This window comes from Pedobacter sp. KACC 23697 (assembly GCF_045348445.1).
In the GTDB taxonomy this organism is placed as follows: Bacteria; Bacteroidota; Bacteroidia; order Sphingobacteriales; family Sphingobacteriaceae; genus Pedobacter.
This window is the reverse complement of sequence record NZ_CP157485.1, coordinates 449,816-472,605: the sequence shown is the minus strand read 5'-3', so window position 1 is coordinate 472,605 and position 22,790 is coordinate 449,816. Positions and strand designations below refer to the sequence as shown.

19 protein-coding genes are annotated in these 22,790 nt (G+C 39.6%); 2 read left to right on the top strand and 17 right to left on the bottom strand.

Features of this window, described 5'->3' with window-relative positions:
• Window positions 1–79: 79 nt before the first annotated feature.
• From ftsA to mraZ, 12 genes are all read right to left on the bottom strand, one after another.
• A complete protein-coding gene (ftsA, locus tag ABEG20_RS01780) occupies window positions 80–1,438 on the bottom strand; it encodes a cell division protein FtsA (RefSeq protein WP_406825707.1) in 1,359 nt (452 codons plus the stop codon).
• Window positions 1,439–1,443: 5 nt separating this feature from the next.
• Complete coding sequence (locus tag ABEG20_RS01775; protein ID WP_406825706.1) at window positions 1,444–2,664, bottom strand: cell division protein FtsQ; 1,221 nt, start codon at window positions 2,662–2,664, stop codon at window positions 1,444–1,446.
• Complete coding sequence (gene murC, locus ABEG20_RS01770; protein ID WP_406825705.1) at window positions 2,657–4,012, bottom strand: UDP-N-acetylmuramate--L-alanine ligase; 1,356 nt, start codon at window positions 4,010–4,012, stop codon at window positions 2,657–2,659. The genes ABEG20_RS01775 and murC overlap by 8 nt, the downstream gene beginning before the upstream one ends.
• 141 nt (window positions 4,013–4,153) lie before the next feature.
• Window positions 4,154–5,263 carry an undecaprenyldiphospho-muramoylpentapeptide beta-N-acetylglucosaminyltransferase gene (gene murG / locus ABEG20_RS01765; protein ID WP_406825704.1) on the bottom strand — a complete coding sequence of 370 codons (1,110 nt, stop codon included), beginning with the start codon at window positions 5,261–5,263 and terminating at the stop codon, window positions 4,154–4,156.
• Between the two features lie 237 nt (window positions 5,264–5,500).
• Window positions 5,501–6,694: an FtsW/RodA/SpoVE family cell cycle protein gene (locus tag ABEG20_RS01760; protein WP_265849519.1), complete on the bottom strand. Its 1,194-nt coding sequence runs from the start codon at window positions 6,692–6,694 to the stop codon at window positions 5,501–5,503.
• A 15-nt stretch (window positions 6,695–6,709) separates the two neighbouring features.
• Window positions 6,710–8,098, bottom strand: a complete 1,389-nt coding sequence (gene murD, locus ABEG20_RS01755; protein ID WP_406825703.1) for a UDP-N-acetylmuramoyl-L-alanine--D-glutamate ligase — start codon at window positions 8,096–8,098, stop codon at window positions 6,710–6,712.
• Between the two features lie 136 nt (window positions 8,099–8,234).
• Complete coding sequence (mraY, locus tag ABEG20_RS01750) at window positions 8,235–9,482, bottom strand: phospho-N-acetylmuramoyl-pentapeptide-transferase (protein ID WP_205056698.1); 1,248 nt, start codon at window positions 9,480–9,482, stop codon at window positions 8,235–8,237.
• Window positions 9,482–10,939: a UDP-N-acetylmuramoyl-L-alanyl-D-glutamate--2,6-diaminopimelate ligase gene (locus ABEG20_RS01745; RefSeq protein ID WP_406825702.1), complete on the bottom strand. Its 1,458-nt coding sequence runs from the start codon at window positions 10,937–10,939 to the stop codon at window positions 9,482–9,484. The genes mraY and ABEG20_RS01745 overlap by 1 nt, the downstream gene beginning before the upstream one ends.
• Window positions 10,940–11,017: 78 nt before the next feature.
• Window positions 11,018–13,120: a penicillin-binding protein gene (locus ABEG20_RS01740; protein ID WP_406825701.1), complete on the bottom strand. Its 2,103-nt coding sequence runs from the start codon at window positions 13,118–13,120 to the stop codon at window positions 11,018–11,020.
• Entirely contained in the window at window positions 13,110–13,532 is a 423-nt protein-coding gene (locus ABEG20_RS01735) for an FtsL-like putative cell division protein (RefSeq protein ID WP_205056701.1), read from the bottom strand. The genes ABEG20_RS01740 and ABEG20_RS01735 overlap by 11 nt, the downstream gene beginning before the upstream one ends.
• Entirely contained in the window at window positions 13,529–14,434 is a 906-nt protein-coding gene (rsmH, locus tag ABEG20_RS01730) for a 16S rRNA (cytosine(1402)-N(4))-methyltransferase RsmH (RefSeq protein ID WP_406825700.1), read from the bottom strand. The genes ABEG20_RS01735 and rsmH overlap by 4 nt, the downstream gene beginning before the upstream one ends.
• Window positions 14,424–14,891 carry a division/cell wall cluster transcriptional repressor MraZ gene (gene mraZ / locus ABEG20_RS01725; RefSeq protein ID WP_406825699.1) on the bottom strand — a complete coding sequence of 156 codons (468 nt, stop codon included), beginning with the start codon at window positions 14,889–14,891 and terminating at the stop codon, window positions 14,424–14,426. Before mraZ ends, rsmH begins: the two co-directional genes overlap by 11 nt.
• A 511-nt stretch (window positions 14,892–15,402) precedes the next feature.
• Here mraZ and ABEG20_RS01720 point away from each other — a divergent pair.
• Complete coding sequence (locus tag ABEG20_RS01720; RefSeq protein ID WP_406825698.1) at window positions 15,403–16,974, top strand: PepSY-associated TM helix domain-containing protein; 1,572 nt, start codon at window positions 15,403–15,405, stop codon at window positions 16,972–16,974.
• A 102-nt stretch (window positions 16,975–17,076) separates the two neighbouring features.
• Here the strand turns inward: ABEG20_RS01720 and ABEG20_RS01715 are convergent, their stop codons facing one another.
• Entirely contained in the window at window positions 17,077–18,270 is a 1,194-nt protein-coding gene (locus ABEG20_RS01715; RefSeq protein ID WP_406825697.1) for a phosphoglycerate kinase, read from the bottom strand.
• A 6-nt stretch (window positions 18,271–18,276) separates the two neighbouring features.
• Window positions 18,277–18,714 (bottom strand): GNAT family N-acetyltransferase, encoded by a 438-nt coding sequence (locus ABEG20_RS01710; RefSeq protein ID WP_406825696.1) that lies wholly within the window; start codon window positions 18,712–18,714, stop codon window positions 18,277–18,279.
• A gap of 383 nt (window positions 18,715–19,097) precedes the next feature.
• Here ABEG20_RS01710 and ABEG20_RS01705 point away from each other — a divergent pair, with 383 nt between their 5' ends.
• Window positions 19,098–19,487 carry a hypothetical protein gene (locus ABEG20_RS01705; protein WP_406825695.1) on the top strand — a complete coding sequence of 130 codons (390 nt, stop codon included), beginning with the start codon at window positions 19,098–19,100 and terminating at the stop codon, window positions 19,485–19,487.
• Window position 19,488: 1 nt separating this feature from the next.
• On the opposite strand, the gene gap is transcribed toward ABEG20_RS01705, so the two are convergent.
• The 3 genes from gap to ABEG20_RS01690 form a co-directional block, all read right to left on the bottom strand.
• Window positions 19,489–20,484, bottom strand: coding sequence for a type I glyceraldehyde-3-phosphate dehydrogenase (gene gap, locus ABEG20_RS01700; RefSeq protein ID WP_406825694.1), 996 nt, complete (start codon window positions 20,482–20,484; stop codon window positions 19,489–19,491).
• A 158-nt stretch (window positions 20,485–20,642) separates the two neighbouring features.
• Window positions 20,643–21,722 (bottom strand): MraY family glycosyltransferase, encoded by a 1,080-nt coding sequence (locus ABEG20_RS01695; protein ID WP_406825693.1) that lies wholly within the window; start codon window positions 21,720–21,722, stop codon window positions 20,643–20,645.
• Between the two features lie 215 nt (window positions 21,723–21,937).
• The gene (locus ABEG20_RS01690) at window positions 21,938–22,678 is read right to left on the bottom strand and encodes a glycosyltransferase family 2 protein (RefSeq protein ID WP_406825692.1); all 741 of its coding nucleotides are present in this window, start codon (window positions 22,676–22,678) and stop codon (window positions 21,938–21,940) included.
• Window positions 22,679–22,790: the final 112 nt, after the last annotated feature.

Genomic DNA, 22,790 nt, shown 5'->3' with positions numbered 1-22,790 from the left:
TGTAATATTAACACTTTTTCAACAGACGTTTTCCACAAGTGTTAAGAATGTGGAAAACTCTTTCTTTGTTGAAAAATAATTAGCTTTTCAGGTAATCTTCATCACTCACATTCATGTCATCCTGAATGAAAGTTCTGGTTTTTGCCAGTAATTTATCAAACAAACCTGGTCCACGTTTCTCTTTCTCTTTGGCTGTTTTTGGTTTTTCTACAAAAACACCCGGTTGTTTCATTTCTTCAATTAACTCTTCAGCTTTTTGAATTCCTTTAATCAGCAAACCTACACTGGTTGCATACATAGGGCTTTTCAGATCATCGTAAATGGCTTTAGGCATATCTTCATATTTAGATAAATGCTCGTTCGGATAACCGATACGGCAATCTAAACCGGTTACATATTCAACCGCCTGAGATAAGTGTTTTAATAAGGCACCACCACCGGTAATTACAATACCACCGATCAGTTTTTTCTCATATCCGGAAGATTTGATTTCGTAGTATACGTGTTCAATAATTTCTTCCATACGTGCCTGGATAACATAAGCCAGGTTTTTAACCGAAATTTCTTTTGGTTCGCGGCCACGTAAACCAGGCACACAAATAATTTCGTTTTCTTTATTCTCTTCAGCCAGTGCCGAACCGAAACGCGTTTTCAGCAACTCAGCCTGGTTGCGCATCACAGAACATCCTTCTCTGATATCTTCGGTAACACTATTACCACCAAAAGGGATCACTGCTGTATGACGGATGATACCTTCGTGGAAAATAGCAATATCTGTAGTACCACCACCAATATCAACCAAGGCAATACCAGCTTCTTTTTCTTCCTCGCTCAACACCGATTCGGATGAAGCCAATGGCTCAAGAATTAAATCCTGGGCTTGCAAGCCTGCATTGTTTACACATTTGATGATATTTTTTACAGCCGTAACCTGACCAGAGATGATATGGAAGTTAGCTTCAAGGCGAACCCCCGCCATACCTATCGGATCCTTAATTCCAGGCTCGTTATCAATGGTAAATTCTTGCGGCAATACGTGTATGATCTCCTCACCAGGAGGCATAACCAGCTTAAACATATCATCAATTAACTTATCGATATCTTTTTTACCGATCTCGTTGTTTAATTCTCTTCTTGTTAAAATTCCTCTATGCTGCAAGCTCTTAATGTGCTGACCAGCGATCCCCACATTTACCACCTGTATTTCTACATTGGATTGTCCGCTTGCCACCTCAACTGCCTGTGCAATGCCCTGTACTGTTTTTTGAATGTTAGAGACTACTCCGCGCGTTACTCCCGCCGATTCTGCCTTGCCTATTCCTAAGATTTCTATCTTACCGTGTTGTGTTCTACGGCCAACGATAACACAAATTTTTGTAGTACCGATATCCAATCCTACTACGATGGGCGACTGACTGGTAAATTTTGCCTTGTCCATATTCGTTAATTTTGCTGAGTTTTATACTGTTTTTCCAGGGCTTTGATTTCTTTCTCTCTTGCTTCTTTCTCTTTTTTCAATTGCGCCTCAGATTTTGCCGGCTTTGGCTGTGTTGTTGCCGTTTGCTTCGGCTTTTCTTTTTTATCCGCAGGCTTCGTTTCCTTCGGTTTTATAGCTGACGTAACCGCCGGCTTTTTTACTTCTGTTTTAACTGGTGTTGTTTTTTTCGGCTCTACTTTTTTAGGCTCAGTTTTTTTTACTTCAACCTTTTTTGGTTCAACCTTTCGAACTTCAGTTTTTTTGGGTTCTTCTTTTTTCTCTTGACCGGCTTCAGGGCGATCATCCATTGCAGCAACAATTGTACTTCTGATTAATGAGTCGGTTACACTTCGTTGTATCCTCAAACTATCTGCCGCAGAAATTGTTTTGGCTTTTTTTCTTAATTCTGTAGAATCTCTTCTTTCGCAAACAATCTGGTTTGTATACTTAATATTGATTGTTCTATAAGTGTCCCAACCTACCTGAGGCATTGCTTTTTTATAAAACAGCAACAGGTTTTTCATTTTCTTTTCAAGTGAATCGGCATTACCTAAAATAATACGCTGATTACCAACTCTTGGTATCAGCTCGATATCATTTTTCTGATTTACCACAACCTGCTCAATCTGAGAATCCCAGAGTGTATCTTTTTTAATGAATTGTGCCGTTTTATATAAATCTCTTGCCAGTTGCGTATGCAAAGTATCTACCCTACTGCCAAAAACTTCTGTAATATGCCCTGTTGCCACCAGCACGTTAGCTGTGAAGTTTGATGAAACAGGCATTTTCAGTCCATCATTATCAATATAAAAGTCTTGCCCATTCTCATTTAAAATGCGAAGAATAGGCTGACGCTGTTTTACCTCAATGTGCAATACTCCATCCATCTCTACATATACTTTGGCAAAACCGATGTAAGGGTTAGACTGCAGTTTTTTCTCGATTTTATGGATATTGATATTTTCGATATTTCGACCTAAGAGCATACCTTGATCTTCTTTCAAAATAGCATCGATCTCTTCGCGTTCTATAAAATTATCTGCCCCGGGAATCAGAATCTTAACATCGGTACATTTAACGGTCTGTTTCTTCACATTGATAAAACCCAAAAGCACCACCACTCCTGCCAGGCTGATCAGCCAGGCAAAGCCGGTAAAAATTGCGCTCCAGTTTATCCGTTTAAGCATTGTTCAAAGTATTTTTTAGCGGATCGACAATCGTGTCGATATCTCCCGCACCTACTGTTAAAATTAATTCAGGTTTTGTGTCCTTAACATACTGAACCACAAAATCTTTTCCCCATATTTTTTTATCTCTCAAAGTAATTTTATCCAATAAAAACTGAGCATTTATCCCTTCAAGGGGCAATTCTCTTGCGGGATAAATCTCCAGTAATATCAGTTCATCAACAGTGCTTAAAACTTTTGCAAATTCATCTGCAAAATCCCTTGTCCTGGTGAACAGGTGAGGCTGAAAAATTACCGTTAATTTTTTATCAGGATATAATTGCCTTACTGCATCAAAGCAAGCCCTCAACTCTTCAGGATGATGTGCATAATCATCAATATAAATTTGATTGCCATTATTTACAATATATTCAAAGCGGCGTTTAACACCCTTAAAATTTGCAACGGCCTGCTTCACTTTTTCTTTGTTAATACCCAATTGTAAGGCAATAGCAATGGCAACGGTTGTATTTTCTACGTTGTGCTTACCAGGAAGCATTAAACTGATATCTTTTATGCTATGCGTGTTATCCCTATAATCGAAAACAAATTTCGAGCCTTCTACCCTTAAATTTTCTGCTTTTGATGTAGCTGTTGAACTTGCGGCATAACTGATACTATTGTCCAATGGCAATCCTTCATGCGCATAAAGTACACCTTCGGCTTTGAGCTGGCCGGCAAATAAACGGAAAGATTCTTCGAGATGGCTTTTATCTCCGTAAATATCCAAATGATCGGCATCCATTGACGTCACCACAGCTACATCAGGATGCAGCGTGAGAAACGAACGGTCGTATTCATCAGCCTCTACCACTACCACATTATTTTCTCCAAAAAGCACATTAGTATTGTAGTTGCTGGTTATACCACCTAAAAACGCAGTACAATCATAACCAGTATCTTTTAAAACATGTGCTACAATAGATGATGTTGTGGTTTTACCATGTGTGCCTGCAACAGCAATACAGAACATTCCTTTGCTGATGATCCCTAAAACTTCTGAGCGTTTTTTAAGCGTAAAACCTTTATCTATAAAGTGGTTTAAAATTTTTGAATCTTTTGGAATCGCGGGTGTATAAACCACCAGCATATCATCCTGATGATCCAAAAATTCATTCGGCAATGCAGCGGTTTCATCAAGATAGGTAATCAAAATCCCCTCCTGTGTTAACGCTTCTGTCAGCTTTGTTCTGGTTTTATCATAACCGCAAACTACCTGTCCGCGTTTAGCAAAATAACGGGCAAGCGCACTCATGCCGATACCACCGATACCCACAAAGAAAACCCTATTTATTTTACTTAATTCCATTTTTCTAGTTAAAAGCAGAAAGACCAAAGCTTAAAGCTGCCTTTCTGCCGTTTTTTTTATTTTATATCGCTTTTAAGTTATTTTGCACCTCGCAATGAAGACCTGTCTTTGCTTTGGTCTTTTAGCTTCAGACTTTTACCTTTAAGCTTGTTTAATCAATTTCAATACTTCGCCGGCAATCATTTCATCTGCCTTTGGCAATGCCATTTTAGCCAAATTCTGAGCTAACGTTTCGCACTGTTCTTTATTCGTTAATAATGCCAGCGCTTCCTTTACCAGCGTATCTTCTGCTGAACGATCGTTAATTAATACTGCGGCTCCATTTTTAACCAGGGCCATGGCATTTTTAGTCTGATGGTCTTCTGCTACATTTGGCGAAGGCACCAGGATCACTGGTTTTTTAATTAAACAAAGTTCTGCTATGGTTCCCGCCCCTGCCCGGCTGATGATTACATCAGCAGCAGCATAAGCCAGATCCATTTTGTTTAAAAACTCCAGAATCCTAACATTGGGATGGTATTCTAAACCCAATCTTTCTATAATCCCTTTGTAATAATACTTACCCGTTTGCCAGATCACCTGTACATCTTGCGCCAGAATCTCAGGCAGGTGTTTTTCCACTGCCTTGTTCAGCGTTCCCGCCCCTAAACTTCCACCGGTAACCATAATAGTCTTTTTTAATGGATCGAGTTTTAATAGTTCGGCACCCTGAAAATGTTTACCTTTAATATCAACCACTTCCTGGCGGACCGGATTTCCTGTTTTCAAAATCCTATCGGCTGGAAAAAACTGATCCATTCCATCAAAGGCGACACAGATTTTCGAAGCTTTTTTACCTAACCATTTATTGGTTATCCCTGCATAAGAATTCTGTTCCTGGATGAGGTAAGGAATTCCCTTTAACGAAGCCGCGTATAACAGTGGCCCTGAAGCATAACCACCAACCCCTACTACAGCATCGGGCTTAAAATCATTGATAATCTGCATGGCTTTACGCACACTACCGATTACCTTGAGCGGAAGTGCCAGATTTTTAATAATCGAGCCGCGCTGCATCCCGCTAATATTTAAACCTATAATTTTATATCCGGCTGCAGGAACTTTTTCCATTTCCATGCGGCCTATTGCACCCACAAATAAGATTTCACAAGTTGGCACCATGCGTTTTAGCGCATTGGCTATGGCTACGGCGGGAAAAATGTGCCCGCCGGTGCCACCACCTGATATGATAATTTTTGGGGAATTATTCATTTTAATTATTTATCTGTTTTTACCACTAAGTGCACTGAGTTCTCACAGAGGGCACTGAGTTTTAATTTTTAACCGCAAAGCGCGCAAAGTTTTCGCAAAGCGCACTAAGTATATTTTATCACCAGGGCACTTGGACACAACGTATTTTAGGGCCTTGGTTTAACTTTTCAAACTTTAAATTCCCTAAAAATTCCAACTCTCAACCCTACACCTTCAACCTTCCTACCTTCAACCTTATTAAGCCATAGCAGGTATCTCTCCAACTATCACTTTATTTTTTACTTTTTCCTTATCCTCTTTTGTTGCTGCACTCGCATTTTCTTCTACATCGCGGCTTACACTCAAAATAATGCCGAAGGCCACACTGGTAAAAATCATTGAGGTACCGCCCATGCTTACCAATGGCAACGGAACCCCGGTTACCGGCCCCAAACCTACCGCTACGGCCATGTTGGCAAAAGCCTGAATGGTGAGACTGAAGCTAAGCCCGGCAGCCAGCAGCGCACCAAAGGCCTTGGGGGCCCGCGTTACGATTTTGATACATCGGTATAAAAGCACCAGGTATAGTATCATGATTACAATTCCTCCCACAGTTCCCCATTCTTCAATAATAATGGCGAAAATAAAATCGGAATACGGGTGTGGTAGGAAATTGCGTTGCGTACTATTACCTGGTCCTTTACCAAAAACACCACCAGTAGCCAAGGCAATTTTTGCCTGATCTGCCTGGAAAGTTTTATCTGAATGCTGCATTTCCGGATGCATAAACGTATTGATACGCGACATGTAGGTTTTTCTCCTTGGTCCCAAAAAGAAAACGAACAATAACAGGACAAAACCTCCTGCACAAACAATCGCGATCTGTTTAATACTGATCCTACCGATAATCAACAGCAATATACTTACACCAAACAACATTAATGCTGTAGATAAATTGGCCAGTGCGATTAAAACAAATACCACACAAACCGACCCCATAATTGGTATAAATGATTCTTTTACGTTTTTAATATTTTCTTGCTTTTTGGTGAGCATCCGGGCCAAAAAGGTAATTAATGCCAGTTTCGCCAAATCTGAAGTTTGAAAAGTTAATCCAATTACCGGAATTTTAACCCACCTCGAAGCATCGTTTAAGTTGGTACCAAATATTAGGGTATAAAACAACAACGGAATGGTTACAATCATCAGCACCTTCGAAATACCTGCATAATAGCGGTAATCAAGCAGGTGGGCAATATAAATCATACCTATACCCAGCAATACAAAAATAAGGTGTTTGGTAAGCAACAGTTTTTCTACAGCTTCTCCTTTTTTATAGGCCAAAGTACCTGTTGCGCTATACACAGCCATTACTGATATAAGCGAAAGCAGGATGATGATCAACCAGATCCATCTATCTCCTTTTGTTTTATTAAGTAGTGCCTGCAACATATATTGAGCCTCCTTTTATAATTCTCTAACGGCCGCTTTAAACTGGTTACCGCGGTCTTCGTAATTTTTAAACAAATCAAAACTTGCACAGGCAGGCGATAATAATACCGCATCGCCACGTTTAGCTAAATGGAAAGCAATCTGTGCCGCTTCTTCTGCAGAAAAAGTATTTACAATGATCTCAACGTCATCCTCAAAAGCATCGTGAATACGTTTATTATCCTTACCCAAGCATACAATGGCTTTTACTTTACTTTTAACCAGATCCTTCAGCATATTGTAATCGTTACCTTTATCAACACCGCCCATAATCAGCACTACATCGCTGGTCATACTTTCTAAAGCATACCAGGTAGAGTTTACATTGGTGGCTTTACTATCGTTGATAAAATCGATACCAGAAATTTTGGCTACATGTTCTAACCTGTGCTCAATATTCTTGAAATTACCCATGCTCTCGCGAATGGACTCATTTCTTAACTCTAAAACTTTAGACACAATGCCTGAGGCCATAGAATTGTAAATGTTGTGCTTGCCTTGTAAGGCTAAATCTAAAATAGACATGGTTAGTTGGTTATTAGGTTCTGTAAGGATATGTAAAGTATTCTCTTCTAAATAAGCACCGGTTTCTACCGGCTTAACAATAGAAAAAGGATAGGTTTTGGCAAGCGGTTTAGTAATCGCCATGGCTTTTAAGCTCTCTTCATCGTCTGCACAATAAATGAAAACATCATCTGCGGTCTGGTTTTGAACGATACGCATTTTCGATGCGGCATAATTCTCCAGTTTATAATCGTACCGGTCTAAATGATCGGGTGTAATGTTTAACAGAACGGCAATGTCTGCCTTAAACTGAAACATATCGTCAAGCATAAAACTCGAGATTTCCAGCACGTAATATTCATAATCTTCAGTAGCCACCTGTGCAGCAAAACTCTGTCCGATGTTACCGGCCAACCCTACATTTAAGCCCGCATTTTTTAGGATATGATAGGTTAACAAACTTGTGGTTGATTTACCGTTGGAACCTGTAATACAAATGGTTTTGGCGTTGGTATATCTTTTGGCGAACTCAATTTCCGAAATCACGGGAATACCTTTAGCTACCAGCTTTTTAACCATTGGCGCTGTTGGCGGAATACCCGGACTTTTAATGACTTCCGTTGCATTCAGAATCAATTCTTCGGTATGCTTTTCAGATTCGAAGGCTACACCCAGCTTTTCTAATGCAGTTTTATACTGATCAGCAATTACACCATAATCTGAAACAAACACCTCGAAACCTTTAGCCTGTGCAAGCTTTGCTGCGCCTACCCCACTTTCGCCGGCACCAAGAATAACCACACGAACCTGCCCGGTCATTGCTGACTTCGTATTGCCCGATGTGATATTATTTGTGCTCATTGTATTATTTCTTTTTAGTATTAAGTAATTAGTATCAGGTATCAAGACACTACTATTATATTTTGATTTTTTATTTTATTTTTTTTCTTTTCTACTTAAACCTTACACCCCCCACCTTTAAACCTTCTACTTTGAACTACCTTAATTTCAATGTTACTATGGTCATAATCGCAAGCATGATTCCAATAATCCAGAAGCGGGTTACAATTTTGGCTTCATGATATCCTTTTTTCTGGTAGTGGTGATGCAAAGGCGACATCAGGAAAATCCTCCGGCCTTCACCAAATTTCTTCTTGGTGTATTTGAAGTAAGAAACCTGCATAATTACGGATACCAGTTCTACCAGGAATATTCCGCATAAAATCGGGATCAAAAGCTCCTTACGGATCATCAGTGCAAATGCGGCAATGATACCCCCAATAGCCAAACTTCCGGTATCGCCCATAAAAATCTGGGCAGGATAAGAGTTGTACCAAAGAAATCCCACACATGCACCAACAAATGCCCCGGCAAAAATCATCAGCTCTGCTGAATTGGGGATATACATAATATTCAGGTAATCGGCCATGATCGTATTACCCGATACATAAGCCAAAATCCCTAAGGTAATGCCAATTACAGCAGATGTACCCGTAGCAAGTCCATCAATACCATCGGTTATATTGGCCCCATTTGAAACCGCTGTAATGATAAATACGGTAAAAATGAGGAATATAATAAATGCATATTTCTGATAATCGCCACCTAAAAACTTCAATACCTTCGCATAATCGAACTCATTGTTCTTATAAAACGGCATATTGGTTTTGGTCGATTTTACATCCTGTGTATAATAAAATGTCTCGCCTTTCTGACGCAATACCATCGGAACTGTAGAAGTACTTTTAACATTATCCTGAACAGTTTCTCTCACTACAATATTAGGATGAAAATACATGGTGGTGCCAACAATCAAACCCAAACCTACCTGACCAACAACTTTAAAGCGACCTGCTAAACCTTCCTTATTTTTCTTGAATACTTTAATATAATCATCCAAAAATCCGATCGCCCCCATCCAGATGGTCGTAATAATCATCAGGATGACGTAGATATTGGAAATATTGGCAAATAATAATGTCGGGATAAGAATACCCAGTAAAATAATGATCCCACCCATTGTTGGCGTACCTTGTTTCTGCATCTGGCCTTCTAAACCCAAATTTCTTACGGTTTCTCCAACCTGTTTTTTATGCAGATAATCAATTAACCTGCGACCGTAAACGGTGGTGATGACCAATGAAAGAATAATAGAGATAGAGGCACGGAAAGTGATGTACTGAAACAACCTTAACCCAGGTATATCATAATGCTTATGCAGGTATTCGAATAATAAATATAACATTAGCTGATTGGTTTTAATTGTTCAAGTAAAATTTCTTTATCATCAAAATGGTTCCTTACGCCATTAATCTCCTGGTATTTCTCGTGTCCTTTACCCGCAACGAGAATAATATCTCCTGGCTGCGCTAAATGACAGGCCGTTTTTATTGCTTCTTTTCTGTCTAAAATGGATAATGTTTTACGTTTATTTGTAGGCGAAACGCCAGCTTCCATATCATTAATAATGGTTTGGGCATCTTCCGTACGTGGATTATCAGATGTGAGAATCACCTTATCGCTCCAATCGCAGGCTACCTGGGCCATAATTGGCCGTTTGGTTTTGTCACGGTCTCCGCCGCACCCAATTACCGTAATCACCTGTTCGGTTCCTTTGCGGATATTGGCAATGGTACTCAATACATTCTGAACGGCATCCGGCGTATGCGCATAATCTACAATACCAATAATCTTATCGGCAGAAGTGATATAATCAAACCTTCCTTCAGCACCCGATAAACGGCTCAACATTGTCAGCACCTTTAATTTATCCTGCTCCAATAAAATTGCAGTTCCATAAACAGCCAATAGGTTATAGGCATTAAAAGAGCCTACCAGCTTAAAGTAAACATCCTCGTTATCGATATCCAGATGCAAGCCACTGAACTGGTTTTCAATAATTTTTGCTTTAAAATCGGCCAGTTGTTTAAGGGCATAGGTCTTTTTATGTGCTTTGGTATTCTGCAACATCACCATACCATTTTTATCGTCGATATTGGTCAATGCAAATGCCGTTTTAGGCAGCATATCAAAAAATGCTTTTTTGGCCTTCAGGTAAGCATCAAAAGTTTTATGAAAATCTAAATGATCATGCGTTAAATTCGAAAACACTCCTCCGGAGAAAGTCAAGCCTTCGATCCGGTGTTGTGATACTGCATGCGAACTCACCTCCATAAAACAATAATCGCAGCCTGCGTTTACCATATCTCTTAAAAGCTGGTTCAAGGCAATTGGGTTTGGTGTAGTATGCGTAGCCGGCACCACAGTATCATTGATATAATTCTCTACGGTTGATAATAGCCCGGTTTTGAAACCCAGATCTTTAAATAATTTAAAAAGAATGGTTGCAATGGTGGTTTTTCCGTTTGTTCCGGTAATACCGATCAGTTTTAAATCAGCTGATGGATTCTCAAAATAATTACCGGCCATGATTCCCAAAGCCACCGAAGTATTTTCTACCTTAACATAAGTAACCGTATAATCATCGATTTCCGGAAGATTTTCACAGATAATTACAGCTGCGCCTTGCTGAATGGTTTGCTCAATAAACTGGTGCCCATCAGCCAACGTACCTACTATTGCAAAAAAGATATCATCCTTACCTACTTTACGCGAATCGAAATTCAGTGCATTGATCTGCCTATCAGTTTTACCAACCAATTCTTTAATCGTTACGCCATAAAGTAAATCTTGTAATTGCATTCCTTTTTTATTTTTTTAGTATCAAGTATTGAGAATCAAGTATCAAGATCCCAAACCTTTTACCTTAAACCTTACACCCTAATTCAACTCTATCTGTACACCTAATCCTTTGCCCACTTTTGTACCTGCCGCTATAGACTGACTGATTACTTTTCCAGATCCGAAAACCTTTGTTTTTAAACCAGCGTTACCTAAAAGGTACAGGGCATCTTTCAGTCCCATCCCTGCCACATTCGGCATTACACCTTTACGCTCGTTATTTTCCTGGAAAATTGTTCCGGCACTGGTATCTATAATATTGTAATACTCGGATTTAGAAGCAAAAAGCGGTTTAAATCCAAATGCTTTATATACCTTCTGAGTTGCCTTACTCTGACCGGCTTTTGTAGGCGGTGTTCCGGTATTACCAACCAGGCGGGTAGGCACATCATTATACATCTGCATGTCGCTGGCGTAAATACGATCGGCAATTTCCCTGAAAACCGGTCCGGAAACTAATGCCCCGTAATAAGCGCCTTTTGGATCATTAATTACCACGATCATAGAATATTTTGGCTTGTTAGCAGGAAAATAACCTACAAAAGAAGCCTGATATTGCTTATTTGCTTTATATCCTTTATTAGCATCAGCCACCTGAGCTGTACCTGTTTTACCTGCAATCGGATATAACGGATTGTAAACAATCTGCTTACCGCTGCCTTCAGTTACCACGCCTTCCAGCATCTTTTTGATCTTGCTCAACGTAACATCAGAACAGATTTTTTCATTAATTACCCTGGCTTTAAATTGCTCAATCGGGTTGCCCAGCCTTCTAATCTCTTTCACAAAAATTGGCGCCACCATTTTACCATTATTGGCCACCGCATTATAAAGCGATAACATTTTTAATGGCGTTAATTGCATTTCATAACCATAGGCCATTTGCGGCAGGGTCATGTTCTTATTCCAACTTTTATTAGTCACCGGATTTTTTACTGCGGGCCTGGCTTCACCCGGAATTTGTAATCCCATTTTTTCATGCAAATGCCAATCATACAAATGATCGGTAAACTTTTTAGGGTTTGCGCCATATTTACTATTAATGAGATAGGCGATTGCCGCATTGGATGATTGTTCAAAAGCTTTTTTAACCGTTACCACACCAATGCTTCCATGAGAATCTTTAATGGTATGCCCTGGAATTTTATAGGTACCCGTTCCAACCATGGTATTGGTATCAACCAGTTCATCCTCCAGCAAAGCCATATAGGAAGCTAGTTTAAAAGTTGAACCCGGATCCTGATTACCTGCAATGGCATAATTAAATTTCTCTTTATAAACTCCTTCTTCTACTTTAGAGAAATTGGCCACTGCACGGATTTCACCCGTTGCCACTTCCATCACAATCACCGCACCATGATCGGCCTGCGATTTGATCAACTGCTTCTCTAAGGCACTCTGCGCCAGATCCTGCATATTCACATCAATAGTTGAAATGATATCGGCACCATCTTTCGGCGCCACTTCTGCTTCTTCATTTACCGGGATATAAACCCCGCCCGCAATGCGCTGCATCAGTCTTTTTCCGGTTTCGCCATTGATATATTCTTTATAGGCACCTTCTAAACCTACACCATTAGCCACATTTTCGTTTTTATAACCGATGGTACGGGCAGCTAACGCCTGAAAAGGAAGAATGCGTTTGTTTTGCTGAACAGCGATTAAACCGCCACTGAATTTACCGATGTTATATAATGGAAAAGTTCTGATGGTTTTAAGATCGGCATAACCTACTTTACGGTGAATCAGCAAATAGCGCGCACTATCCTGACGACCTTTACGCAGGTAACGTGCATATTCTTTTGCCGTTTTATCCTGAAAAATCTGCGATAATTTATATCCCAGCGAGTCTACTTTTTCATTAAATATCTTATCATCTGCAATCCCCCCGGCAAACATGTCCATCCGCAGCTCGTACTCGGGTACCGAAGTAGCCAGCAAACTACCATCGTTAGAATAAATATTACCACGGGTAGCCTCTACATTTACGTAACGTGTAGAAAGACTATCTGCCATAGCTTTCCATTTTTTTCCCTGCACAAACTGCACCTGACCGAGGCGTAAAAATACCGCGAAAGCAAAAAGCACAATTAAGCCAAATGCCAGATATACACGAAGCAAGATGTTTGCTCTAATATTCATCGCTTTTAACAATTATTTTTTTTGGTGGTTCAATCAGTTCTTTTATTCCAAGGGTATCTACCTTTTTGGCAACCTCAGTCAATTTACTCTTGAACATCAGGTCGGCTTTAAGGGATTTATACTCCCATCTTAATTCTTTTACTTCTTTATTTAATTTATCAATACGGCGTACATTATTTACCGCAAAATGGCTATTGGCGATATAAATCATCCCTAAAAATGCCAGGAAGCACAAATAAGGCAAGGCATCAGTTGCCGCCTCTTTACTTACCAATCCATCATTAAAAAGCTTGCTGATAAAGGAATTGCTATCCATTTTTTCTTCAGCAGTTTTCGGCTTTTTAGGCGCAGCTTTTAACTCCGGCTCAGGTCCAACTTCCTCTTCTTCTATCTCCTCTCTAAACCTGTTCATATTTTTTCTGCAATTCTAAGTTTCGCACTGCGGGCACGATTGTTTTGCGCAATCTCCTCATCAGTAGCCACAATCGCTTTACGCGTAATTACATTAAATGGCTTTTGTTGATTTCCGAAGAAATCTTTTTCCACCTCACCCTGAAATTTTCCTTTCGCCATGAAGTTTTTAACCGGCCTGTCTTCTAACGAATGATAAGACATGACCACCAAACGACCAGCAGGTTTTAACACTTCAGCAGCTTGTTGCAAAAAATCTTCAAGTACCTGAATCTCTGCATTCACCTCTATCCTAAGCGACTGAAAAACCTGCGCCAGGTATTTATTTTCTTTTCCTTTGGGGATATAAGCAGCTATAGCCGATTTCAGGCTATTGATATCACTAAATGGCTGTTCTAAACGCGCAGTCACAATAGCACGCGCTAAAGATTTCGCATTTTTAACCTCACCGTAAATGCCAAATATCTTATGCAGCTTATCTTCAGTATAGGTATTCAATATTTCAGCAGCAGTTAAATTACGATGCCGATCCATACGCATATCCAAATCGGCGTTATAACGAATTGAAAAACCACGTTCAGGCACATTAAACTGATGAGACGAAACACCCAGATCAGCCAGAATACCATCAACCTGCCTAAAACCTTTTAAACGAAGGTTATTTTTCAGAAAACCAAAATTCTGATCGATAAAAATAAATCGATCGTCAGCAGGAACATTTGCCTGAGCATCGGGATCCTGATCAAAGGCAATTAGCCTTCCATTCGGACCAAGATGTTTTAAAATTTCTTTAGAATGACCACCACCACCAAAGGTTACATCAACATACACTCCATCAGGCTTAATATTTAAACCATCCATACAAGGCTGCAACATCACAGGCACATGGTAATTATTCTCCATCGCCCCCCCCTTTCTTATCACCCATTACCTTTTGGGCAAGACTGGCAAAATTAGCCGGCACATCATCAAAAATATCTTCGTAAGATTTTTTATCCCAAACCTCAATACGATCTAACTGGCAGGCCAACACCAGATCACTACCAATACCTGCATAATCGACCAGCGATTTAGGCAAAAGCACCCGACCGGCAGCATCAAGCGAAAGCTCGGTTGCACCACGCGTAAAAGCCCTGACAAAGGCCCGGTTTTCCTGATCGTAAATATTAAGCTTAGACAGATCAGCCATAACAGCATCCCAAACTTTCTTCGGATAGATGACCAGATTTTTCTCAAAACCACGGTTGATGATCAACCCTTCTTTCTCGGATTCAGGCAATTGTTTCTTAAGCGCAGCAGGTACCATAAGGCGGCCCTTTGCGTCAAGTTTACAATCAAATTCTCCTAAAAGTTGGGTCATAGTGGTATCTACACTTTTTATCTAGTGTAAAAGTAAATAGTTCTACCACTTTTTACCACTTTTTACCACAAAAAAGTTTTCCACATCTTTTTTGTTACAACAATGGCTGTACAATATAACTACAATAGCCTTATCTGCACAACATAAAAACCATTAACAACTGATAATAAGCAGGTTAAAAACAAATTAAAAAAAGGTGTCACGGTAGCCCATTTTTTCTGCATAAACTTAAATCACTTTAAAATGAGTACCTTAATAAGGGCATCACGATTAATATATTTTTAATTATTGATGCTCTAACAACCAAACATTGCATTAATTAAAAATATCATCAACTAATGCAGTGAACATAAAAAATGGATCGTCATTGGCTTAACCTCTCACTTTCCAAAAGCTTCTTAATACACCTTATTTAGACTTATTAAATATAATTTGCACAATTACAATTAAAACGATTTCTTTGTGAGAATAAAACAGGCTAAAATTTATCTCGGCATAACTGCGCTCAGAAATGAAATCAGAACAGCACTTAAAAAAATTAAACTGGGCAAAACACCAAAAAAGGTGGTTTGGTAAATGGCATCTTTATATTGGTATTATTGCTGGTGCAATTGTCGCTTTTGTAGGCCTTACAGGCAGTATTCTTGTTTTTCAGGACGAAATTGACCGGGCTTTAAATCCAGATCTATTTAAAGTAATGGCTCAGAAGCAAAAATTGCCGGTTGAAGAAATCGTACCAATCATAAAGAGGAACTATCCTAAGCTGAAGATTGATTACCTGATGCTAAATAACTTCAAAAACCCCAATGAAGCTTATAGCCTACTGAACCTAAAAAGTAACGAGGAAACTTTTATTAATCCCTATACCGGGAAAATAGGCGGCAAAAGAATTCATACGGGTTCTTTTATTCATATCGTTACCGAACTGCACCGAACATTGCTGATCCCGGTAGCCGGAAGATATATTTGCGGACTTGCCTCACTCTGCATTTTGATCCTGACCATTTCGGGCCTTCGTTTATGGATCCCAAAGAAATGGAAGCAATTAAAATCGGTGCTCACCGTAAGGATTAAGGGATCATTTAAGCGGCAAAATTACGATTGGCACAATTCACTCGGTTTTTATTCTTCTCCAATTGTAGCGATATTGAGCCTTACCGGTTTTTCTATTACTTTTTCTACGCTTGTTATTCCACTGTTGTTTTTACTAAGCGGAAAATCGCCTCAGGGCGTCGCCCAGCTCTTAGGGGCTAAATCGGCATGGCATGCACAGGCCATACCCCTTCCGCTAACGCAGGTTGTTGCTGTAGTAAAGGAAAAAATGCCAGAAGGTTATATTGGTGGAATAGCCTTCCCAGCGAATAAAACAGGTACTTACCGTTTAGATATGCTGAGCGGAAACCTGCCCAAACAAGGAAAAAGAGAAATGTTGGTTATTGATCAATATACGGGTAAAGTATTGTTGAACAGCCGCAAGGATTTCCCCAACGTTGGCAATGCTTATTTGGGCTGGTTAACCCCCATTCATTACGGCAGTTTCGGCGGTCGGCCAACCCAGTTTATGGCACTTATTGCCGGCTTAATGCCTTTAGCACTTTTTATTACCGGTTTCATCATCTGGTGGCCGCGTTATCAAAAACAAAAAAAGGGTAAAAAACATAAAAAATATCACGCAGCTTTAGAAGAGACATCGGAAATTCCGTTAACCGGAAAAGAATTAAAACCTGCAAAAATCAATATACCACTGCCTAAACTCGGCGAATATTTTGTGATTAATTTTAAATCGGGGTTAAAATATGCCTTGATTATTCTCCCGATCAGTTTTATGATGGGTGCGCTCTACGGACTGCCCTCTGGAATCATGATCCAGCCAGCTGTTTTTGTAGTGGCTTTTAGCTGTGTGATCGTCTGTTTAAATTTCATTTGTGCGTTGCTAACTGAAATATTCAATATTTTGTTTTTACTGCCGTTTAAAAAAGGAAGCCATAAAGTAACGCGGTATTTTGCACTATCAACCGGATTCTTAATCTGTTATTTAGCTGTTTATATTATACTATTAAACACCGGGCTGGAAGTTTTTTAGCCTAAATGGAACAATTGACCTCACAGAAAAAAATATGCCGTTTAACAAAAAGGCCCTGCAACAAATTATTTGCAAGGCCTTTTAATATTATCGTGCTATCGCTTATCCGTTAATGGCTTTAACCCCCGGTAATTCTTTACCTTCCATATATTCGAGTAAAGCACCACCACCGGTAGACACATAACTTACTTCGTCTTCCATCCCAAATTTGGCAATCGCAGCAGCTGAATCGCCACCACCGATCAATGAAAAAGCACCGTTATCTTTTGTAGCTGCTACAACCGCTTCAGCTACAGCTTTAGTTCCTACCTGGAAGTTTTCCATTTCGAACACACCCATCGGTCCATTCCATAGCAAAGTTTTAGAGTTTTTAATTACATCCTGAAACAGCTCAACCGTTTTCGGACCGATATCCAATCCCATCCAGTCTGCAGGAATCTGTCCTGAGGTTACATCTTTTTTATCGGCATCATTTGCAAATTTATCTGCAATTACCGTATCAACAGGCAAAATCAGGTTTACTCCTTTTGCTTTCGCTTTTTCGATCAGTTCTAAAGAAAGCTCTTGTTTGTCAGCTTCTAACAATGATGTACCGATCTCTCCACCCTGTGCTTTAGCAAAAGTGTAAGCCATACCACCACCAATAATCAGGTTATCTACCTTATCTAACAACTTCTCGATCAAAAGAATCTTATCAGATACTTTAGCACCGCCCATAATGGCCGTAAAAGGTCTTTCTGCGTGATTCAGAATTTTCTCTGCATTTTCTACTTCCGAGGCCATTAAATAACCGAAATATTTTGCATCTGGAATAAACTGCGCAATAATTGAAGTTGAAGCATGCGCACGGTGTGCTGTACCAAAGGCATCGTTAACATAAACGTCACCCAGTTTTGATAATTTCTCAGCAAAAGCGACATCACCCTTTTCTTCTTCTTTGTAAAAACGAAGGTTTTCTAATAATAAAACTTCGCCCGATTTTAAATCAGCCGCCTGTTTTACAGCGCTTTCGCCGATACAATCGTCAGCAAACTTTACGTCTACACCAACCAGAGCAGATAAATCAGATAAGATATGTTTCAAGGAATATTTATCGGCAGGGCCATCTTTCGGGCGACCTAAGTGAGACATCAAAATAACCGCACCGCCATCTTTTAAAATCTTGCTGATGGTAGGTAATGCAGCCCTGATCCTTTTATCATCGGTAATTTTAAATTCATCATCCAAAGGCACGTTAAAATCTACCCTGATTAATGCTTTTTTATCTTTAAAGTCAAACTGGTCAATGGTGTTCATGTTTTATTATTTTTGATTTAAGTTTAATTTCATTTCATAATGGAAACCGATTCCCGGGATATCAAATTCCGGCGATTCGGTAGAGAAGCCGATTTTTTTATAAAATGCTGCTGCTGTTGAGCGGGCGTTGCACCATAAATAACCGGTTTTATATTCTTTTAAGTATTCGATAGCAAAGGTAACCAGTGCTGCACCATATCCCTTTCCTCCTTCATCCGGATGAGTGGCCATTCCGCGTAACTGATAACCCTCACCTTCTTCAGGAAAAAAATCATTGCGCATAAATGTGGCGATAGATTTTATTTCGCCATCTCTTAAAAAACCCAGGTGAAAGGTATCGTAAGCCAGGTCGCCTTCAAAAACGCAAGCTTCAAGTGGTTTGCCATTCCGTAAAACCAGGCTTCTTAAAGGCAGAACTTCTTCAGGAAGAATAAATTTGACCATATTTTAATTATCATCAGATGACATCCAAAACGGGATATTGCCATTACTTGCACCGAGAACGTTTGCAAAGTTAATAAAGCAATTGAAACCCGCTAATATTAATGCCCAGAAAGTGCTGTAAATTTGAAATAACCCCATTTAACTAACTGTTACGGATAGTGTAACGATTAAATGCATATCATATCAAACAGACATCCGAATTACTTGTTAAATACTAATAACAAGAGTTCAAAAAAGTTATTGCACCATTGGATAGATTAAAAACCAGCTTTTTGATTTCAGCAAACGGCCCGGCCAAAGGGTATCTGCTCATCATATTTCCATAAATAATTACTGAACTCAATGTGATAACAAGATTGAATTGTGAACTTAATGTAGACAAGGTGAGAGAAGAAAACATAAAAACAGTAACCAGGATAGTACTCGGCGCAGGTTTAATAACCGCCGGAATTGGCCATTTAACCTTTGCCCGCAAACCTTTCCAGGCGCAGGTGCCAGATTGGGTACCTTTAAAAAAAGACGATACGGTTGTATATTCGGGTTTTGTTGAAATTGCGTTAGGCACCGCGTTGGTATTAGCACCTAAAAAACACGAAGCTTTGATAGGCAAAATTGCCGCTGGCCTATTCGTTGGTGTTTTCCCGGGAAATATTGCCCAATATACCCACAAGCGTAGCGCATTTGGCCTTAATACGGATAGTAAACGCCTTTTGCGCCTGTTTTTTCAACCCGCGCTGGTTTACTGGGCATTAAAATCAACCCAAAAGCCCTAATTTAACTTGCAGAAAGTGCACCTATTTTTTTTACCACATCGATTAAACGGCTACTGTAACCATATTCGTTATCATACCAACCTACAACTTTAACCAGATCGCCAACAATTGATGTTAATAGCGAATCGAATATACATGAATGCGGATTATTGATAATATCTATCGAAACAATCGGATCTTCGGTATACTGAATAAGGCCTTTCAATTCATTTTCGGCAGCATACCTGAAAGCTGAATTGATTGCTTCGATGGTCGTTTTCTTCTTTAACAGACAGGTAAAATCTGTTAAAGATCCGTTTAAAACCGGAACCCTGATTCCTGCACCTCCTAAACGGCCATCCAATTCGGGAAAGATATGGGTAATGGCCTTTGCTGCCCCTGTAGTAGTGGGGATGATGGAGGATGAAGCTGCTCTTGCCCTACGCAGATCCTTGTGGTTGGCATCATGCAGGTTCTGATCGCCCGTCATGGAATGGATGGTGGTAATGTAACCTTCCTCAACCCCCCAATTATCGTTCAAAATCTTAATCATGGGCGCAATATTATTGGTTGTACAACTCGCATTTGACAATACAGGACTCATTAAATCAATACGATCATCGTTTACGCCCAATACCACCATCGGAATATCATCAGCTGCCGGGGCAGAAATCAAAACCTGTTTGGCACCTGAAGCTATGTGTTTTTCTGCTGAAGATCTGGTCAGGTTCCTGCCGGTACAATCAATTACTAAATCTACACGCAGTGCCGACCACGGCAACTCATCAGCCGCTGCAATGGCAAAAACCGGAATTGAAAGGTTATCAATCACCAATGCATCGGGCTTGGCCGAAACGTTACCTGCAAAAACACCATGAACACTATCATATTTAAACAAATGCGCCATTGTTTTGGCTTCTGCAAGATCGTTAATGGCCACCACATCAAAGCCTTCAGCTAGTGCCAAGCGTAAAAATGTTCTTCCTATTCTACCAAAACCATTTATTGCCAGCCTCATGATTACAAAAATTAGAGCGCAAAATTAGTATTAATTTGCCATAATGAAAGTAAGGTGAACATAACATGGAAATGTGATGATAAAAACCCAATTAAATGCTTTAACCGTGGTTTTTTAAAATCACTTATTAGCCGTTTTTTGATGAAATCAAACAAATCTTAATGACTTTTCTTTCTATACAGCCCAAAGGCAAGCAGTAGACTGAACATTACGCAGAGTCCGATGATCAGGAAAATAAGCATAAAATTCCCGAGGTTTTGAAGCACAATAGTTGCAGCAATCAGTAAAAGATTAAATCCGGCCGTACAAAGTACAATCCAGTTGGGTTTAAGCCCCAAGCGCTCTAAACGATGGTGGATATGATTACGATCTCCCTTAAATGGAGAACGGCCTTTTAAAATACGAATGGTAAATACCCTTAAAGAGTCAAAAATCGGCACAATTAATATGGCCACAGCTATTGCAGGTGCAGAATAAAAGGCAGGTTTACTTCCTGCCGTAAATTTGTTGAGTTCGATAAACTTAATGGCCAGTGCAGCAGAAATAAGTCCGATAATAAGTGCACCGGTATCGCCCATAAATATTTTAGCCGGAAACCAGTTGTACTTTAAAAAGCCTGCAATAGCACCTGCCAGGGCAAAGGCAATAAATGCATAGGGAACCTGTCCCATCCAAGAAAACAAAACACCAAATATCAGGCTTGTTAAGATGCCAATGCTGCCTGCTAAACCGTCTATACCATCAATTAAATTAAAGGCATTATTCAAGAAAATAATCAATGCAATCGAAAAAAGGCTTCCCCAAAGTGGTGCCATATCTTCTATGCCTAGTACACCGTACAAACTGGTTAGACGGAAAGCGCCAAAAAACACCAGGATAAAGGCTACCACAATCTGCAAGGTGAATTTTGTATTGGTATTGGTACCATAAACATCATCTTTTAGCCCCAGGGCTGACAGGATAATACAGGATGCGATTAAAAAATTAGCCTCTTTAAAATTGATTATGGCCGAAAAAAGCAGGATGCTTACGGTAAAACTGCCCACAATAGCCAAGCCACCTAAACGCGAAATATTACGTTTATGGGTTTTACGGTACAGATCGTTCTTATCAAAAAGACCATATTTTAACGAAGTATAAATTACGCTTGGAATACTGATCACCACAGCGGAAAAGGCCAGAATAAATATGGCAATACAGAAATAGTGAGGGTTGGTATTCAGAATATCTTTAAGCAAAGCATGATGACTTGGTATACAAATATAAAGAATGTACCCATAAAAATCAGTGTTAACAGATGTTTAACATGACAAAAGTCAACGGGAAGCAGTTTCTCTGATATTGTTTGGATCTCCATAGGAATAATCATTGCAAAAAGGAATTTTCAGCAGACAGCTTGTCGTCATTTGTTGGAACAGCAATCTTCACAGCAAAGAAAATCTTAATAAAAGGATTAAAACTGGCTGAGTTTGCTTAGTTTTTTCCTCATCAACACAAAAAGCGGGTAAGGCACATGATTTCTCCTTAGGGCTTTGTAATCATCAAAAAGGGCCGCTATCCTGCTCCTTAAAGAGTTGTTACTTATACCACCCGCTCGCATATTAACCATTAAAACCGGCAGATATAATGCCACTATCTGATGGATATAAAAGAACCTTAAGATTAATTCATAATCTGCAGTGGTGCCTAAATCCAGGGAATAACCACCATTTTTTTCAAACAACGATCTTTTCAAATACAACGTGGGGTGTGCGGGCATCCAGCCTTTTTTAAGATCTGCATGGGTATGCTGCTTTGATTTCCACGTTCTGATAATATGATGCGTTTCAGGATGGACGTAATTAAGGTCGCCATAAAGTCCATCTATTTCTGGCCTGTCCATAAAGGTTTTGGCTACTGCAGCCAGTACATCAGCTGCTGCAAACAGATCATCAGCGTTTAAAATCCCTATCACCTCTCCTGTTGCCTTTCCAATGCCTTTATTCAGCGCATCGTACAAACCTTGATCTTTCTCTGAAATAAAATAATCAATGGCAGACTGGTTTTCTTGAATAATCTGCAACGTACTATCTGTCGATCCCCCGTCAATTACAATATATTCCACATCAGCATAAGTTTGCGCCTTTACAGAATTAAAACATGCTTGCAAAAAGTGCTCTCCATTATAAACAACTGTGATGAGGGATATTTTCATGATTAACCAGGAGTTTGCAGCGCTTTAAAGATCTAAAACCTAAACCCGGGTAAATATAAAAATTAAGGAACAATTCACAGAAGGGGATCTGTAAAAGCGCTAAAGAAAATAG

Excerpts from the sequence above, each read along its gene's own strand:
- ftsA (WP_406825707.1), bottom strand. The coding sequence starts at position 1,438 with ATGGACAAGGCAAAATTTACCAGTCAGTCGCCCATCGTAGTAGGATTG.
- ABEG20_RS01775 (WP_406825706.1), bottom strand. The coding sequence starts at position 2,664 with ATGCTTAAACGGATAAACTGGAGCGCAATTTTTACCGGCTTTGCCTGG.
- murC (WP_406825705.1), bottom strand. The coding sequence starts at position 4,012 with ATGGAATTAAGTAAAATAAATAGGGTTTTCTTTGTGGGTATCGGTGGT.
- murG (WP_406825704.1), bottom strand. The coding sequence starts at position 5,263 with ATGAATAATTCCCCAAAAATTATCATATCAGGTGGTGGCACCGGCGGG.
- ABEG20_RS01760 (WP_265849519.1), bottom strand. The coding sequence starts at position 6,694 with ATGTTGCAGGCACTACTTAATAAAACAAAAGGAGATAGATGGATCTGG.
- murD (WP_406825703.1), bottom strand. The coding sequence starts at position 8,098 with ATGAGCACAAATAATATCACATCGGGCAATACGAAGTCAGCAATGACC.
- mraY (WP_205056698.1), bottom strand. The coding sequence starts at position 9,482 with ATGTTATATTTATTATTCGAATACCTGCATAAGCATTATGATATACCT.
- ABEG20_RS01745 (WP_406825702.1), bottom strand. The coding sequence starts at position 10,939 with ATGCAATTACAAGATTTACTTTATGGCGTAACGATTAAAGAATTGGTT.
- ABEG20_RS01740 (WP_406825701.1), bottom strand. The coding sequence starts at position 13,120 with ATGAATATTAGAGCAAACATCTTGCTTCGTGTATATCTGGCATTTGGC.
- ABEG20_RS01735 (WP_205056701.1), bottom strand. The coding sequence starts at position 13,532 with ATGAACAGGTTTAGAGAGGAGATAGAAGAAGAGGAAGTTGGACCTGAG.
- rsmH (WP_406825700.1), bottom strand. The coding sequence starts at position 14,434 with ATGGAGAATAATTACCATGTGCCTGTGATGTTGCAGCCTTGTATGGAT.
- mraZ (WP_406825699.1), bottom strand. The coding sequence starts at position 14,891 with ATGACCCAACTTTTAGGAGAATTTGATTGTAAACTTGACGCAAAGGGC.
- ABEG20_RS01720 (WP_406825698.1), top strand. The coding sequence starts at position 15,403 with ATGAAATCAGAACAGCACTTAAAAAAATTAAACTGGGCAAAACACCAA.
- ABEG20_RS01715 (WP_406825697.1), bottom strand. The coding sequence starts at position 18,270 with ATGAACACCATTGACCAGTTTGACTTTAAAGATAAAAAAGCATTAATC.
- ABEG20_RS01710 (WP_406825696.1), bottom strand. The coding sequence starts at position 18,714 with ATGGTCAAATTTATTCTTCCTGAAGAAGTTCTGCCTTTAAGAAGCCTG.
- gap (WP_406825694.1), bottom strand. The coding sequence starts at position 20,484 with ATGAGGCTGGCAATAAATGGTTTTGGTAGAATAGGAAGAACATTTTTA.
- ABEG20_RS01690 (WP_406825692.1), bottom strand. The coding sequence starts at position 22,678 with ATGAAAATATCCCTCATCACAGTTGTTTATAATGGAGAGCACTTTTTG.